Raw genomic sequence first — 18,401 nt, forward strand, 5'->3', positions numbered from 1 at the left:
ATGATCAAGGCCAACGTCCCTCTCCTTGAGGTCGACGAAGGGACCTTGCGCGCCCTCGAGGTATTCACCGGCAGCCGGTTGCCCCGCGCGAACGTCGGGCATCTGCTGAACGACGCGGCAATCCTGGCCATGTTGGCGGAACGGGTCCGCAAGCAGTTGGGGCCGCAGCTGCTCCAGACGATTCAGGCCGTCGGCGCCTCGGTGGACGGCCAGACCGCCGCCCGCTTCGTCGCCCAGACCGCGCCGTTCGTGGCGACGAGCCCGGCCGTCCTGCATCAGGTGGCCAGCATCCAGGACCAGATCGCCGAGGCGATGCGCGACTACGCCATCGAGATGGACTACCTCAAACGCCAGACGTTGATCATGTTCTCCTTCATGATGACGGAACTCGCGATCGCCGCCATCGAGGCGTTCTTCTCACCGGCGACTGCGGTGGCACGGGTGGCGGCGACGCGCTCGATCATCCAGACGGTGCTGCGCTCCTCGCTGATGAAGATCGCGGCACGCAGTACGGCGATCCAGATGCTGTTCATGCCCGGCTCCGCGCTGCTGGCCCAGCTCGACCAGATGGCCCGGGGCATCCGCTCCGGCGTGAACTGGGGTGTGATCGGCAAGCAGGCCCTGTACGCGCTGGCGGTGGCCGGAGTGAGCACGGCCGCCATACCGGTGTTCAAAAAGGGCACGGTCGCGATCGATGAGATCATGAAGAAGCACGGCGTCGTACCCAAGTGGCGGCAGCCGATCATCGAGTACACGGCGAGGCCCGTCACCGAGGTCACCCTGGAGGTGGGCGGCGGCGTCGGTGCCAGCCTGATCGTCGATCAGAAGTACGACACCCGTAACGCCGACGACGACGCCGTCTCCGGGGCGGTCGAGGCGGGCACCGGAATCGGCGCAACGGGGCTCGGCCGCGGCGGGCGCGGCGCCTCCATCCATTTCGGTTTCACGCCGCCGGCCCTGCCGTGGCTGCGCGGGCCCACCGGCTTCGACGGAGGCGGCCGGCCGGTGCTGCCGCCGAATGGGGAGAAGCCATCGCAGCAGCCGGGCTCGGGCCTGGGCTCGGGCCTGGGCTCGGGCCTGGGCTCGGGCTCGGGCTCGGCGAGCCACCTACCTCCCGGGTCGAAGCCGTCGGGCGGGCCCCCGGTGCCCGGGCCGGTGCCGAACCCGCTGGGTGGGCCCGCCTCGCTCGACGGGTCGACGCTGGTGGGAACGCCGAACCTGTCGGGAGCGCCGAGCCTGTCGGGGGACTCGACCCTGTTGGGGACGCCGATCCTGTCGGGGGCGTCGAGTCTGTCGGGGGACTCGACCCTGTTGGGGACGCCGATCCTGTCGGGGGCGTCGAGTCTGTCGGGGGTGCCGAGTCTGTCGGGGGCGCCGATCCTGCCGCTCGCCCCGGTGCCGGGCTGGGTCGTCCCGACCGACCTCCGCGTCAACGGATGGCAGGGGTTCCAGCAGAACCTCCTCGACCGCTACGGCACGATCGTCGCGCAACTCGGCCAGGCGAGGCAGGCCGTCGCGTCGCTACCGGTGTCGGTCGAGCGCCTCTTCGACCAGTGGCGCGACGCCCGACCCACCGCCGCGGCCCCTGCGGCGCTGCTCACCCGACTCGGCGTACCGCCGACCCTGCTCACCGAGCAGTACCTGACCGATGTCCGGGACCAGGCGGTGGCGCGGATCATCGAGGCGGTGGCCCGTTCGGGCGCCTCCCCGCAGGAGATCATGGCCGCCCTGCCGGTGGAGTTCGACCGGCAGGCGCTGCGCTCGGCGGGGCAGATCGCCGCGCAGTACCAGGTGGACAGGTACTTCGACGGCGTCGCCTCCGTGCCGCCGGATGCCGTGCGGGACGCGGTGGCCCGGCAGATCCGGCTCGACGTCGATCGTGGCCTCGAGACGGTCCTGGGCACCGCCCCGCTACGGCCCGTCGGCGATCCGATCGCCCCCCAGGTCCCGCCGGTGGTGAGCGTGATCCAGCAGGCGACCGGTGACCTGCCCGCCCAGGTCGCCTCCGTCACCCACGGCCCCGAGATCGTGGCGACGGAGAGGCCGACGGGCCCGGCGGCGTTCGAGCAACACGCCGCGCAGGCGGCCGAGGTGGCGCGTACCCAGTTCATCGGGCTGGCCCAGCGGTTCGACCCTGCGGCGGTGGGCAGCGCAAGCCCTGCCGACCCGGTGGGCAGCGGGAGGCTCATCGAGGCGTACCAGCGGGAGTGGCTAGATCGCTACCGTGCCACCTTCGCCCCGGACGCAGGCACGACACCGCAGTCAGGTCCCGCTGCTGCTCCGGGCAGGGTCGAGATCGCCGCCGAGCGGTGGCGCCCGACCGGCGAGGCGTTCCATGTGAGTGATGGCGGTGTGACTCGGACGCCTGATGGTGAGCGGATATCAGTGCGGTACGAGTTGGTGCCGCGGTCCGACCAGTGGGTGTTCGAGGTGCGGTTGCATCTGACGGGTCAGCCGGATGCCGTTCTCGATCAGGTGCGGGAGGCCACTGAAGAGGGTGTGGAGCGGTATCTGAACGAGCCGGGCTACCGGTTGCCGTCGGTGGATGTGCCGATGCGGGTCGAGGTGCGGTTCGTCGATGATCCGGCGCTGGCGCATGCCACGGTTGCGGTGGGGTCGGCGGAGAGCCGGATGGATCAGGCGCGTTGGGCGCCGGGGCAGCCGCCGACGTCGTACGCGCACGAGGTGTTGCACTTCCTCGGTGCGGTCGACCATCGGGCTTCGCTCACGCCTCCGGGCGGCGTGTCGGTGCCGGATGTGGGGTCGTCGTTGATGGGCCGTCATCATCCGGAGGGGTCGCCGGCGGTCACCGATGACGACCTACGGCAGATCGTGGACACCCTGGCTCCGTACTACGCGGGTGTGGTCGGTAGTCCTGGTCCGGTCGATCGTCCGGAGGGTGCGGCGCGGGGCCCGGGTGATGTGGCCGAGTTCTGGGCCAGTGGGATGGACCGGCCGCCCGGGTTGACCGGCCAGCTGGCGGCAGAACCGGAACCGGCGACCGGACCGACCGAGTTGTTCACGGTGCCGCACGACGGCTACTCCCCGCTGTATGCCCTCATCGCCATCGATCCGGCCCTGGTGCGTGACGTGCTGCGGCAGGGCCTGCCCCCGGAGCTGACGCGGAACCTGCCCACGAACCTGCCCGCGGACCTGACCCGCTTTCTGTCCAGACCCGACATGGTGCGCGCGCAGGTGGCAACGTCGACCGGGGGAGGGGCGGTCCCCTCGGACTCCGAGCTCGCGCAGGTGGCCGCGCGGCTGCGGATCCATGTTCTCGATTACCTCAACACCAACCGAGACGCACTTCCGGCCGACGTGACCCTGTCATGGGCGGGGCTCTCGAATGCTGAACCGTCGGTCGATCCGGGGGGCCGTGCCGGGGCTGAGGCATTCGGCAGGGTGCGGAAGCTCGTGGAGGAGTGGAGGAATCCCGCGGTCCTGCTTCCGCTGCTGGCGCACACGACCGGTAGCCGGATCGCCGTCGCCCAGCTTCCCGGCAGGGGCTCGGAAGAAGTTCTGTACTTCGGTCCGGAAAATGGCCGCCCGGTCACGCTCTACCGCAGCGGTAGGAACTTCGACGCCGCCGTGCCCGTCGCGCCGTCGCAGCCGTCGCTCTCCGCCGAACCTGTCACTCCGCCGGCGCCGGCCGTCACTCCACCACCGGTGGTTGACGCGCCGGTGGTGGATGCTCCGGCGGTCATGGAGGTGTCGGAGTCGTCCGCGACGCCTGCGCCTGGTTTGACCTCCGACCTGTCTGAGTCCCCGGGCGGGCAGGGCACTGCCGCCTTGGGTGCTTTCGGCGTCGCCGTGCGTGATTTTGCCGTTGCCGCGCCGCCGAGCGTGCCGTCGATCCCCGGCCCGCCTGCCGCTGCGCCGGCTCCGAAGGCAGACGGGCAGTTGGTCGTCATGGCCGCCACGTTGCCGGAGAGCCTGCGACTGCAGCGCGCGGTCGGCGCCATCCTGTTACACGACAGTGGAACCACACCCGGCGCGATCAGCTCGCGGGTGCCGGCCCCGGGGCCCGGACCGGCGATCCTGCTGGACCCGTCGGTGCTCGACCCGGAGCTTCTCAGCAAGGCGCTGGACGGACTGGAGGCGCAGGACACCGCCAGGGCGGTCCTGCACTGGCCGCAGGAGCAGCAGGTCGGCGTGGACCGCGCGCTGGAGATCATGGCGAAGGTGCAGGGAAAGAAGCACAACGCGATCCTCTCGGTTCCTCGATCGGCGCTGTCGGCCCGACCGAAGCCCAACCCGCTGATCATCCCGTTGGACGCCGACGGCAAGGTGACCTTCTTCGGCGGGCGCCCCGACCGGTACCTGTTCCTGGCAGAGGTTCCTGCCGACAAGCCGGCTGCCGGTGAGCAGCTTCAGGCCAGGCCGCCCGAGCAATCGACGGGCGTCGGTGAGTTCCGGCCCACCCCGTACGGGCTGCCCGAGCGGTCCACGGGCGTCTACCAGCTCGGTGACGACTGGGTGGCCTGGGAGGGGGGAAACCACCTCTGGATCGGTCCCGTGGCCCGGCTCGACGAGGCAACGCAGGCGCTGCCGGGCAGCACCCAGTTGCCGGACGACAGCAGCTTCTCGCAGGAGCCGCAGGTGTTCCTGGGGTGGCGGGGAACTGAGATCCCCCCCGGCGTACGCGATCAGGTGGGTCGGATCTTCGCGGCGATGCCGGCGGGTCCGGTGACCCCGCTCGTCACCTCGGGCATCGGTCTGGACGGGCGCACGTTCGACCCGGCCATGGTGGAGGGTCTGCCCGAAGGCGTCCGACTGAGCCCCGTCCCGGGCGGGCTGGCGGCCTACACCGGTGCACGGCCGCCGGCCGTCACGGCGGCGTTGCACTGGTCCGACCTGACCGACCCCGCACGGCCCCGGCTGGTGATCGACGACTCGGTGACCGACCCGGCCGCCGTGGTGGAGGCGGTGCGGCAGGCGGTCGGGCCGGGACGCGCCGCTCCGCTGCAGGTCTTCCTGGCGCCCGCACATCTGCCGGCACGGAGCAGTGCGACCCCGCCCTCCTTGGCCGACGAGTTGCGGCGTCAGTACGGCGATTCCGTGGAGCTGGTGCTGCCGGCCTCCGCGCTGGGCGGGACGCTGTCGGGCGTCGACGGGCTGGTCCCGATCGACGCCCGGGGCCGGGCGACGTTCCCTGCCGCCGCGCATACCTACCGGCTGCCGGCTGCCGGCGTGGCTCCCGCAGCCGCGCCCCCGCTGCCGCGGTTCACGTCGAACGGCAGTGGCGCCTTCTGGGTGGGTCGGGGCTGGACCGCCGAGCAGCGTGACGGGATTGTCCTCTTCGCCGAGGGTGGGACGGATCCCGCAACGCTGCCGGAGGGTGCCTTGGCGGTGCCGTCGAACGGGGTCGGGGTCGTGGTCCAGTCCTCCGGCGCGCCGATCCCGAGGGAGGTCGCCGCCGCGGTCGCGGAGCTGCTCTCCGGGGTGCCCGTCGCCGACCAGCAGGTGCACGTCTACGGCAACCCGGCCAGCGCCGGGCCGGAAACGCCGGATGCCAGCCCGGTGGCGCCGGAGGCGGGGGCCGGGCCGGCGGCCGTCGCCCCTGCGGTGGCGTCCGACGCGCCGACGATGATCCCCGAGGCCAGGACTCTCCCGCTCTCCGCCCTGAAGGCCGGCCTACCCGGCAGCAAGCGGATCGTAAAGGCACTGGTGGCGGAGGCGAACAGCCGCAAGATCAAGGTCTCACAGCGCCAGAAATACCTGCTGAAGAAGGAGCTGTTCCACAACTACTCGTTGATGGTCGGCAAGGACGGCTACCTGCTCGCACTCGGTGGTATGGAGGTGCTGATCCGGCTGACCCCCGAGGACCCTCAGGTGGTGAAGAACCCCGCCGGGTCAGCCGAAACCGATGCGACCGGCCCGTCGGTGGACGCCGACAATAAGCGAACCACGGAGGACGGCGCCTATCACGCCACGCAGACCACCCTTGGCAATTTCCAGACCGGAGCGCACTCTCAGGCGCAGAGCGGTCTCTTGCGGGCCGCCCGCGCGAGAATCGGTTTGGCCTTCGACATTGTGAGGGCTCAGAAGTGGCATTTGGGGCCAAGGTTCTCCTTCATGGCCAACCGGTCCGATCAGAGGCTCTCGCACATCGTCGATGCGGAGAAGGGGCGAGTTCTCGATACCCGCGCCGACTCGACCATCTACTCGTACCGCCCCGAGTGGTCGGTGCAGGCGCGGGTGACCGCCACTGAGACCGACGGCACGGCGGGGGCAGTCAACACGGCCTGGGCTCAGGTGCGGGTGCCACCGCCGGGCTCGGGTCGAAAGCCCGAACGGTTGATCGTGGCGGTCGCGGACCACCTGCTGGTCGAGACCGGTGCGCAGGTGGTTGCTGATCTGCCCGTGGAGCGGGCGGGCAACAAGGCCAAGGTGCCTGCGCTCTTCCATGCCAGCAACGTGAGCGGGCTGATCGGCCTCTACGACAACATCCTCGCGCGGCTGAAGTCGGACGGCTTCGACGTGTCGGTCGGAAGCCCGATCCGCCGGGAACTGCACCGCAAGCTGTGGAACGTCGACTCCCATTTCGACGAGTTGGTGAACAACCAGCCCTCCGCCGAACCGGGGCAGCAACCCCTGCACACCAAGGGATACCAGTTCACGCTCCATGACAAGCAGGAGGCAGTGGCGACGATCCGGGTGTACGCCGAGCGCGGGGCCGCCGAGCGGGCGGGTGCCACGAGCGACAAGGCGCACATCGAGCGGGTTCGCACCGCGATCATCGGACAGGGCGGAGAGTTCACCCTTCAGCAGAGCACCGGGGTGAATGTCGGCGGCAGCGTCGACGCGACCCTGGGCAACAGCGTGGACTTGGACGTCGGCAGTCAATCGACGCCGTCGGGGAAGCAGGACGGGGCCGGGTTCGGGGCCTCCGCTGAGGTGGGCACGAACATGAACAACCGGGACGGTGGCGGTTTCACCAACGTGTCCCTGAACGTCATGGTGTCCCGCTACACCGGCATGACGGGTGGACACGAGCTCCAGCTGAAGTTCGGTGCGAGCGTGGCGACGTCCCGCAGGCCCCTCGACGGGCCGCAGCAGGTTGCCGCAGTCGACGGATCGATCGTGCTGCGGCTCTCCGAGCCGGATGCGTACGACTTCGGGTTCCAAGTCGATGCCGACGCCTTCGAGGGAGCTGGCCCTCCCGCGAAGAGTGTCGGCGCGCCGACCCCCCCGGCCGCCCCCGACCCGGCCGTTCCCAGTCGACCCGAGGCGGTGCCGTACCAGGAGTGGCGTGACCGCCTGCGCAACCTCGGAAAACACAAGGAGGACTTCGGCGGCAACCAGTTGCCCCGACATGTGCTCGAAGGGCACGGCTTCGGACAGAGCCTCGTCGAAGTCGACGACCAGGTGGTCGGCGAACTCCACGAACGGCTGAGGAGCGACCTGGCTGAGAGGGGGTTTCTGGTCGCGGACCCGGACCGGCCCTGGAACCGGGCGGTCGATTTGCCGACGCCGCTGCAGCGCGTGGCGGGGGGCCCGGGACGCATCTTCGGCCACGACACCAACGCCTCGATCGACAACGCCAACGAGCTTGGGAAGATGGTCTCCCGCGAGGGCCTGGAGTCACACTTCGACACCCTCACTCAGGATGGAATGGAATTCACCCTGAGTAGTTGGCGGGCCGGATTCATCCGGACCGCGAAGGTGACGGTCCGGGCGACCCCCCGCTTTGACGCTGAGGTCGATTCGAACGGCAACTCGGTGTACTACGACCGGATGACCGACGAGCGCCACTCGGTCAACCTGACCATGGGTATCGGCATCGCCGGCCAGGGTTCGGGCGGTAGCCGCGGCATCTCGGGGGAGGTCGGGCTGAAGCTCGCCGTGCCGACGGCGGTGAAGGGAATCGGCTCGGTGGACCTGATCGGTGGGTCGGTGAGCCACTCCGTCGGTGCCGGCGAGCGGGTCACTCGCCTGGTGAACCGTCCGGAGCTGCTGGAGTACCCGGGTCGAGTGCAGTTGTTCAACCTGCCGTACGACTTCACCTACACGATCACCGAGAGCGGCAGCGACAGCACGCCCGACAGCGACGCCGTCAGTCAGGACGGCTCGGCGCGCCCGGTGACCGGATCGGTGCAGGCGGGGCTGTTGCCGCTCAACAGGGACCCGTCCGTGTTCAGCCGGGTCGATCCCGAGGACACCGACCCGGTTGTGCTCGACCAGGGCGTGGTGTACTTCCTCGACACGCACGGCCTGCACAGCGAGGTGAAGCGTCAATTTCCCGGCCTGACCGACGTCGGGCAGCCGATGGCCACGGCGGTGGCCAGCCTGAGCAACTTGATCTCCGTCAAGGCGCATTACAAGGAGGCGCTGCAGGGGGAGTTCAGCACCGACAGCCTCTTCGATCCCGGCTTCTTCAGAAACACCCATGCTGGGCTTTCGATCAAGGCCGACCGCATTCACGGTACGCAGTTCGTCGGGTCGACCCCGGACAAGTACGTCGCCGGTCTGATCGAGCTGTACCAGGCGGAGGCCGTCAACACCGCCACTTGGTCAGGCGGGCTCACCGGCAAAGCGCCCGGGCTGACCCTGAAGGCTGAGCGCGAGAAGAAGTTCGCCATCACCGTGGGCGAGTCGGTCACCGTGAAGGTGGGCGGAAGCTACACCGCTGAGTCCAAGCGCGCCGGTGGCATCGAGTCGATCAAGCTGGCCTTCGGCCGCGGGTACGCCTTTCAGGCGCAGACCGACTTCGAGATCCGCAGCGGGGTCAAGAAGCAGATCGGGTACCTCCACGGCTCGACGAATGTGCCGCCTGCCGGCAGGGTCGACAACCGCACGATCGTGTTCCTGTTGCCCGAAGCCGAGGCATTGGCGGAGTATGCCGCGGGCCGGGTGCCGGTGAGCGACCACCAGCTGACTGACGCGATGCTTCGGTGGTCACGCGAGGAGCTGGTGCTCAGCGGCAACACGGTGGCCGGACTGCTGAGCCGGTGGCGTGAGGACCTGGCCGCTCGCAGCGCCATCGAGACCCCCGACCTCGACGCCCAGCTGATCCGCCACGACCTGCGGAACTGGGCGCAGACGCTCGCTAACCGGCACAGTGACACCGAGAAGCGCGGCGCCGTGCTCGACCAGAAGCGTCGGGCGCAGTTCGAGGCCGGCTTCGGGCTGACGCTGGATCCCGACGTCAACCCCTTCGGCAAGCTGACGATCCCCCCGTACCTGACCCGGACCGGAGACCGGACGATGGGCCACGGGGGCATCGACAAACTGACCATCTTCGCCGAGCCGGCGCCGCAGGACGCCCTGCCGCGAGCGACCAAATCGCTGCTCGACGCGGTCCGTGAGCAGACGGAAGTGGTCGTCCCGGGGCTCCTGGGGTCCAGCCACGCCAACTGGGCCAAGGAGGGAAGCGACGACGGCTACGTCTGGGTCACCCCGGAAGGGAAGTTCCTCGGCACCCTGCCGGGCGCGATCGACTCGCTCAATGCCCTTGTGGCGGGACCACGCGGCAACGCGCTCGTGCACGACATGCTGCATCAGCACAACGGGCCGACGTTCTACTTCGCGAACCGCAAGGGCGCAGTGCTGAGCGACATCGTGGAGGTGAAGCTGTCGGCCATGCTGAAGGGACGGCCGCGATACACCGACTGGGTGGACAATTACGGCCTCGAAACCTACAAGATGTACGTCCAGGCCCTCGGAGACGTCTTCGGTAGATCCCTGGGTTTGAACTTCAAGCCGTTCAGCATGGGGTTCAGCGCCGAAGGGTACCCAATCCCGACCGAGGGGTCCCTGTCGTTTGCCCCGCAGCGAAACCGAACGCTCAAGGGCGCCACGCAGAGCACCGACTATCAGTCGATCTACGACTGGACAGGTCACTACCGGCTGACCACCGACGCCGAGGTCGTCATCACGGCCAGACGCCTGAAGATGGCTGGTCGGCCCTTGAACAACCTGGGCGTCAGCCTTCTCGACGCCTGGAAGAACAGCCCTCCGCCGGCGGTTGGCAGATACCCGGCGCAGCTCGACTTCAAGGTGCCCCGAGGGCTGGCGGAGGCAACCCCGGTGGCGCGGTCGGCCTCCGAGGACCTGCGTCCGGTGCCTCCGCTGCCCGGTGACGTCTACCTCAGTGGTGCACTGGTCGACGGCATCTTCCCGGCCGGTCAGGAACTCCTGGCCAAGGTGTTCGACAAGCAGTCGACCGCCGCCGGCCGCTGGCTCGGCGGGTCGACCGCCGACCCGGCCTATCGGGGCAACATGGGCCTCTCCGTGCTGCTGTCCCGGGTCAACATCGACAGCGGCCTGCCCTCCGCCCTGGATCCGGACGGGCATCTGCTCGCCTCGCACCTCTTCGTGCCCGGGATGTCGAACAGCCGGGCTGCCCTGCGGATGGAAGCGTCCCTCCATTCCATGGAGGCCATCAGCGAGATCATCGACAGCACCGGCACCGGACGGCAGTCGAAGTTCCAGGTCACCACCGGCGCCTCCCAGTCGCACGACCGCCTGCGGCCGACCGTCGACATCGCGCCCTCGGTCGGCCCGTTCGATATGAGGGGAGACACCAACCAGGTAAAGGTCCCCATGGGGGGCAGCCGAGTGGCGGCGATGAACCAGGGCACCACCTACGAGGACAACAGGCGCGGCGAGGCCCACCTGAAGATGCAGGGCCCGGTCTACCTCGTCCGGCTGCGTGGCCAGTTCAGGCTCGCCGCGGTCCCGCACTCACCCGGTGTATTCAGCCCAGGTGCGGGCGTGTCCGCGATCGGGCCGGAGCGATTCGGGCCGGACACCGCCGCCACCGGCTGGGTGGCCGGTGACGTCTACGTCGAGATGTTCATCGACGAATACAACGATCTCAAGCTGCAGATGAACCAGCCGTACCAGTGGGACTCTCCGGCACCGGCGGCCGCGGGGCGGGTGCAACCACCGGGCCCGGCCGGCTGGCCGGCACCGGGGGAGAACGCGTATCGGGCCAACCTGGAAGAGCTACTGGTCCGCACCACGCCGACGAGGATGGCGGAGGCCCCGCTGGCCGGCCAGACGATCCAGGCCGGCGACTTCGACCCCGGTCAGGCGGCCGCGCACACGGCCCTGCTGATTCGCGACGGGCTGGGCAACTCCTACCAGGCGGTACCCCCGATCCGGCTCACCGCCGGCACCGCCGAGCGCGCCCGGCAACATCTCGAGACCGTGCTGGACTGGGCGATTGGCCACCTCGGCTCGCTGACCGCCGAGGAGCAGGTCGCCGCAGGTCTTCCCGAGCTGATCCAGCAGCGAGGCAAGCTGCCCCCGCCGGGTGTCGCGCCGACCGAGCAAAGCGCGTGGCAAGTCGAGGGCTCCGCTGCCGCCGTGCTCGTCGACCGGGTCGCCCGGGCCTTCCCGCCCGACATGGCATCGCCCACGCTGATCGCGGAACTGGCGGAACTCGCCCAGGCCTCGGCCGCCGACGCCGGGGACTTGCCGTTCGGGTCCACGCTGGACTGGGCGATTGGCCACCTCGGCTCGCTGACCGTCGAGGAGCAGGTCGCCGCAGGTCTTCCCGAGCTGATCCAGCAGCGCGGCAAGCTGTTCCCGCCGGGCGGCAGGCCGACCGAGGAGACCGCCTGGCGGTACGAGGACGCCGCTGCCGCCATGATCATCGACCAGGTCACCCGGGCTTTTCCTGCCGGCACGGCGCCGTCCGCGCCGACGGAGGAAGTGGTGATGCTCGGGCAGGATCCGCTCACCGTGGCCCGGGGCGTGGCGGTGGAGCTGAGCACGCACCTCGACCTGGAGCTCGCCGATGGCACCGGCGTGACCCGGTACCGGATCAATCCGCAGGGACTGGTCGTGCAGCTGCGGGAGGACGCGCTCTCCGGCGTGTGGGCCCCGGTGACTTCGACCCAGGTGGTCGCGGCGCTCGACGGCGATCTGACCCGCCGAGCCGATGCCGCCGACATCGACTTCGAGAAGCGACAGCAGATCTACGAGAGTCTGCTGGAGGGCACGCCGATCCAGCCGAAGGCGGCTGCGGCACTGCCCGCGAAGGTCGAGGCGTTTATCGATGACGTGCGTGAGGTGGCCGACGACAGCGCCCGACAGTGGCTCGCCCGGCGGTTCCTGGACAAGGCGGCCGAGACCCCGCCCGTCACCTCGTACGACAGGACATCGCCCGACAGCCGAGCCGGCCGTACGCGGCGGCTCCTGGCCGCCGACATCACGACCGGTGGGAGCACCGTCGGCCCGCTGCCCAAGGTCCCGACCGTACTGCCCTCGACCACCGGTATCTGGATCGCCCTCGATGAGAACGCCCTCGCAGCGCAGCTCCAGGGCGACGGCAGCTACCTGCTGTTCGAGCCACGGGGCAGGAGTGGGCCGAGGACCCTGACCGCTGAGGAGTTCCACCTCGAAGTCGCCGAGGCGAGGAGCGTCACCCTCCTGTGGCCGGAGGCGGGAAATCCCTGGCCGGTGCTCGGGGACGACGGGTGGACGACGCACTTCGGCGCGAGCGCCACGTCCGCAGCGGCCCCGCGCCCCGCCGACACGGGGCTTACCGAGATCAGCGAAGAGGGGTGGAAGGGCGAGGTGGGAGCGGCCCCCGGCGAACCGACTGTCGGGAAGCCTGTCGTCGACAAGTGGACGCAGCTCACCGACTGGGGGCAGTCGTACGAATACCTGAAGGCCAATCGGGTGGAGCTCACTTCCGACGCTGTCCTCCAGAAGCTGCAGAGGAGCCTCGCCCTGCAGCCTGAGAACGCCCATCTCGCCACCCTGGAGGCGTTGCTCACCCTCGCCCGCTACGGCCGCATCGACGACGCGTACGGTCATCTTCTTCTTTCCGGTCCCGACACGACGGCCGCCCATAGCTCCCTGATGGAGATTTTCGCCAAGCCGGACCTGACCGACCACGCGGCCTTGGCGGCGCTTGCGGGCCTGTTGCGTTCTCTGCCGGACCCCGTCGCGGCCACCCACGAGAGAATCCTGCGACTGACCGCCGACACACTCGCCGGCCGCAACATCGACGATGTCGCCGCCGAGACCACGTCGGTGGTGCGCGAGGCGCGGGGAAACCACTCCGTGGAGCAGCGGCAGCAGTGGGCCGAGGCGATCCGGCGGCTCGGCGGCGGCACGACCTCCGCGCCCGGGGCGGCGCTCCGCCACTTCGCCAACCGGCTTCACGACCCGGCGTCGACACCGCAGGCGGCCGACCCGGGCGTGCAGAGCACCACCCGGCAGGCCGCGCGGCAGCGGCAGCAGCAGGCCGCCCATGACCTTCAGCTGGCCCATGGCGCGTTCCGCCAGGCGCGTACCCGTCAGGCGGCGGTCACGCAGGCGTACGCGGACGCGGCGGCCCGGGTCGACGCCGTCGAGGCCGAGCTCCGCGATACGCAGCGGCAACTCACCGCCGTCCAAAACGTCTCCGACGGGGACAACGGGGGCAGCCGACAGCCCGAGCGCAGCGTTTCCGACCTTGAGCAGGCGCTGTCGAACCTGCGCGGGCAGGTGCCGGACGCGCAAGAGGATCTCCGGGCGCAGGAGTTCCAGCGCCAGGTGCACGACCAGGTCGTCCAGCAGCTCGACCAGAACCGGGCGGACCGCGAAACGGCGTTCAACACGGTACGGACCGAGGTCGAGCAGCTGTTGCTGCTGGTCGACCCGCCGGTCGTGCCGAACGCGCCTGTGACGGATGTGGACAAGGCGCTGGCCGACATTGCCCGTTCCGGTTATCAGGCGTCCGCCGCTGTTGACGAGTTGGCCCGCCGAATCCGTGCGGAGCACGGCGGCACGCCTCCGATGTTCCTGGTGTTGACCGCCGACTCGACGTACGCCGCCACCACCACCGCCCCCGTGGACGAGCGGGCCGTACTCGGCCTCGACCGCGTCCGGCTCGCGCGCGACCTCGCCCGGAGTCTCGACTCCATGGTCGAGCTGAGCATTCGTGATGTCACGAATCCGGTGTCGCGGCCCTACCTCGCCTACCCCGGCGGGGAGGTGGTGCGGCTGAACGTCACCCGCAGCCCGGAGAGCCTCGACGAGGCCATCAGGTGGCTGCCGCGTTCCGTGCAGGACACCCTGAGCGAGTTCGGTGACCGCCCTGACGTCCGGGAGAAGCTCGAGATCCTGCACGACGTGGAGATCGAGTCGCTGCGCGACTTCGGCGCCGGCGTGGCCGCGCTGCTCGACAACGTCAAGACTCAGATTATCGAGATCGATGCGGAGCGGTGGCGGCCGAGGGGTGAGGCGTTCCGTTTTGAGCAGTCGGCTTCGGGCGCTGTGGTGGTGTCCCGCCCGGCTGGTAGTGGTGAGCGGATCGGGGTGCGGTATGCGTTGGTGCCGAGGCCGGATCGTTGGTTGTTCGAGGTGCGGTTGCATGTGGCGGGGGCGTCGGAGGCTGTTCTTGCTGACGTGCGTCGGAAGACGTCAGCGGGTGTGGATCGGCATCTGAACGCGCCGGGGTATCGGTTGCCGTCGGTGGACGTGCCGATCGAGTTCAGCGTGAAGTTCGTTGATGATCGGGCTGATGCGCATCATGTGATCGAGGTGGGGGCGCCGGGGAGTCGGACGGATCAGGTGCATTGGGCGGCGGGGGAGCCGTCGTCGTCGTATGCGCATGAGGTGCTGCACATGGTCGGTGTGGCTGACCATGCGGTGGGGGCGGGTGTGGGGTCGTCGTTGATGGGCCACCATCATCCGGGTGAGTCGTTGGAGGTGACTGGCGAAGATCTGGAGCAGATCGTAGCGACGTTGGCTCCGCATTACGCGGGTGTGGTGGGTGGTCACGGGCCGGTGGAGCGTCCGGATGGTGCGGCGAGTGCGGCGCGGGGTTCGAGCAGTGTGGCCGATTTCTGGAACAGTGGGGTGGACACTCCGCCGAGGTTGCCCGGCCAGCCGGCGGAATCGGAATCGGAATCGGCGAACGGCCGGAATCCGATGTTCATCGTGCCAGGTGATGGCTACTGCCAGTTGTATGCCCTCATCGCCACCGATCCGGCCCTGGTCCGTGACGTGCTGAGTCGGGGCCTGCCCGAGGGCCTGAGGCGCGATCTGCCCGCGAACCCGCCCGCACCGCTGAACCTATTCCTGTCCGACCCCAGCAGGCTGCGCGACCACGTGCAGGATCTGCTCTCCGAGGGCGCGGTGCCCTCGAACTCCCTGCTCGCGCGGGTGGCCGCGCGGCTGCGCCTTCATGTCCTTGAGTACCTCGACGCCAATCAGGGCCGGCTCCCGGCTGACGTGAACATACAGCGGTCCTGGTTTTTAGGCTCTGACTCGCCGGTCGATCTGGAAAGTCAGCTCGACTCCTTGGAATTCGGGAAGGTGCGGCAGGTTGTAGAGCAATGGAGCTGGCATATGAACGCCGGGGAGGCGCTGCTGCCTCTGCTGGCACACGCGACCGGTAGCCGGATCATCGTTCTACAGTCCTTTTCGGTGGGTCTATGGAACGAAGTTGCGCACTTCGGTCCGAACGACGGCCGCCCGATCACGCTCTACCGCGAGGGCGACCACTACAACGCCTCCGGGCCCGCTGAGCCGACGCAGCCGTCGGTAACCGCCCCGCCTGCCGCGTCTCCCGCTCCGGCTGCCGATTCGCCGTCTGTGCCGGCGGTCCCGGACGTTGCGGTGGGTCCCGACGTTGCGGTTCCGGGCGATCCGGATGTGCTGCCGGATGCTTCGCCGCTGCCGGAAAGCCCGGCGACTCCGACCACCCCGGACGTCTCGCCGGTCGTGAATGTGCCGGAACCCGCCCCGAGCTCTGTCGTGCCCGCGCACCCGATGCCGGAAACGGCGAGCGCTGCGGTGTGGGCGCCTCAGGTCCCGGGCGACGGCCCCGGCATGCTGTACGCCGTCATCGCCGCCGAACCGGCCGGGGTCCGCGAACTGCTGGGGAAGGACCTGCCGGAGGAACTGGGCACATTCCTGGACAACCCCGCAGCCGTGCACGCCACCGTGACGCGGCTGGCCGGCCGGGAGGTGCCCCCGAAATCGCCGCTCAAGCAGGTGGCCGACCTGCTGCAGGCGGGTGTCCTCGACTACCTCGACGCCAACCGCGGCCAGCTCCCGGCAGAGGTGAACAGGCAACGAATCAACTTCCGCGACGAGGTCGCGGAGAACGTCGACAGGCTCAACGCCGAGGACGTGCTGGAGCGGCTCACCGCAATGGGCTTCCCGCCCGGCGAACTGCCCCCGAACGAGTCCCGCGCCTTCCTGACCCGCGTGCTGGTCGAATCCGATCGTCAGCTCGATGCCCTGGAGTTCAACCGGGTGCGGGCCGCTGTGCGGACGTGGGAGCGCGGATGGCGCGTTCCGGACGGGAACTTCCTGCCGCCCCTGCTGGCGCACGCGACCGGCAGCCGGTTGAGCGTTCAGCAGGTGGACGCGGAGGGCGCGCGCCTGGTCGCGGAGTACGGCCCGGACACCGGCCGCCCGGTGACGCTCTACCAGACGTCGAGCGACGCGGGGGACCAGCTCCTCTTCCACTACGACAACCCCGCCGACACGAACAAACCGCCGACGTCCACCACGCCCGACGTGTCGCCGGATCTGCCCGTCGACGGGACGCTGACGGCCATGGCGGCCAAGCTGCCCGAGGACCTGCGGCTGCAGCGGGCGGCCGGTGCCGTCCTGCTGCACGACAGCGCCGTGGCTCCCGACTCGATCAGCTCGCGGGTGCCCGCCCCGACCGGGTCCGGGCCGGCCATCCTGCTGGACCCGTCGGTGCTCGACCCGACCACCCTCGAGAAGGCGCTCGCCGGGATGCGGGCGCAGGACGCCACCGGGGCCGTCCTGCACTGGCCGGCGGAGCGGCAGGTCAGCGTGGCCGACGCGCTGAAGTTCATCGCGACGGCGGTGGGAGAGACGCACTCCGCCGTCCTCTCGGTCCCGCACTCGGCGTTGTCGGTCCTGCCGAGGTCGAATCCGCGGATCATCCCGTTGGACGCCGACGGCACGGTGACCTTCTTCGGCGGGCACCCCGACCGCTACCTCTTCCTGCCGGAGATCCCTGGCGACCGGCCAATCCGGCCCGCGCCGCACGGGCTACCGGAGCGGTCGCCGGGGGTCTACCAGCTCCGCGACGGCTGGGTGGCCTGGGAAGGGGACAGCCACCTGTGGATCGGTCCCGAGAGCCTGCTGGCCGATGCTCGGCAGGCGTTGCCCCGGTCCGAGAGGCCGCCGGGCTCCGATGGCCTCGTGCGGCAGCAACCGGAGATGTTCCTGGGGTGGCGCGGAAGCGAGCTGCCCGACGGCGTACGCGATCAGGTTGGGTCGGTCTTCACGGCGATGCCGGCGGGCCCCGTCTCCCACCTCACCACCTCGGGCATCGGGCTCACCGCGGCGGCGTTGAATCTCGACCAGGTGGGCGGGGTGCGACTGACCGACGTCCCCGGAGGGGTGCTCGCCTACGTCGGGTTCGCACCACCGGACGGTACGACGGCCCTGCAGTGGGCGGATCTCGGCGACCCGGGCCGCCCCCGACTGGTCCTGCACGAGTCGGTCACCGATCCGGTGCCGGTGGTCGAGGCGGTGTGGCAGTCGCTCGGACCGGAGCGCGCGGAAACGCTGCAGGTCTTCTCGGCCCCCGCCGCCACCCCGTCGTCGACCGACGCGGTGGCCGTTGCCGACCAGTTGCGCCAGCGCTTCGGTGGGATCGTGGAGCTGGTGCTGCCGGCATCCGCGGCGGGTAGGGGCCCCCGCCCCGGTGGCGCCATGATTGCGATCGACGCCCGACGTCAGCGCACGTTTCCCGCCGCCGCGCACGCCTACCGGGTGCCGGTCGCCTCGGATCGGGCCCGCCACGTCCCGCCGCTGAACCTCGAACCCACGGGTGCCTTCGCCTTCGAGGTGCACCGCGGCTGGACCGTCGGACAGCGCGCAAGTGTGATCCTGTTCGCCGAGAGGGGGACCAGTTTCGAAGGTCTGCCGCCCGGTGCCCTGACGGCGTCGCCGAGCGGGGTGACGGTCGTGGTCCAGTCCCGTGGCGGGCCGATTCCGCCCGAGGTCGCCACGGTGGTCGAGCGGTTGCTGTCCGGCGTGCCCGCCCCCGACCGGCACGTGCGCGTGTACGGCAACTCGGAGAGCGTCGGCCCGGTCGCCGCCCCGGTGCCCCAGGAGGTGCCGCCGACGGCGATGCCCGACCGGCGGACCCTCCCCTTCGCCGGGCTGAAGGACAGGCTGCCGGACGTCGCCACCATCGAGCAGGCGCTGCGGGACGAGGCCGCGCGGCGGAAGATCGAGGTGAAGACGGAGGAGTGGACCGAGCTACGAATGAACCTGCACCTCGGCTATTCGTCGCTGGTCAGCCCGGACGGTCACCTGATCGCCCTGGGCGGTATGGAGGTCAGGTTCCGCCTGAACCCCGAGGATCCCGAGCTGGTGCTCAATCCCGCGGGTTCTTCCGACACCCTCGCCCCCGACCTGTCGCTCGACGACGTCGAGGGGCGCACCACCAGCGCTGACGG

At 69.9% G+C, this 18,401-nt stretch carries 1 protein-coding gene (running past one end of the window); it reads left to right on the forward strand.

All coding sequences use genetic code 11. The annotated features are described in order from the left end of the window. Positions 1-18,401 carry the 5' portion of a hypothetical protein gene (locus tag SNR22_RS06990; RefSeq protein WP_320065633.1) on the forward strand. Its footprint extends 35,107 nt past the window's final position, so 18,401 of the gene's 53,508 nt are visible here — the first part of the coding sequence; its start codon is at positions 1-3; the stop codon falls past the right edge of the window.

The sequence above is a fragment of the Micromonospora sp. RTGN7 genome (genome assembly GCF_033804645.1).
In the GTDB taxonomy this organism is placed as follows: domain Bacteria; phylum Actinomycetota; class Actinomycetes; order Mycobacteriales; family Micromonosporaceae; genus Micromonospora.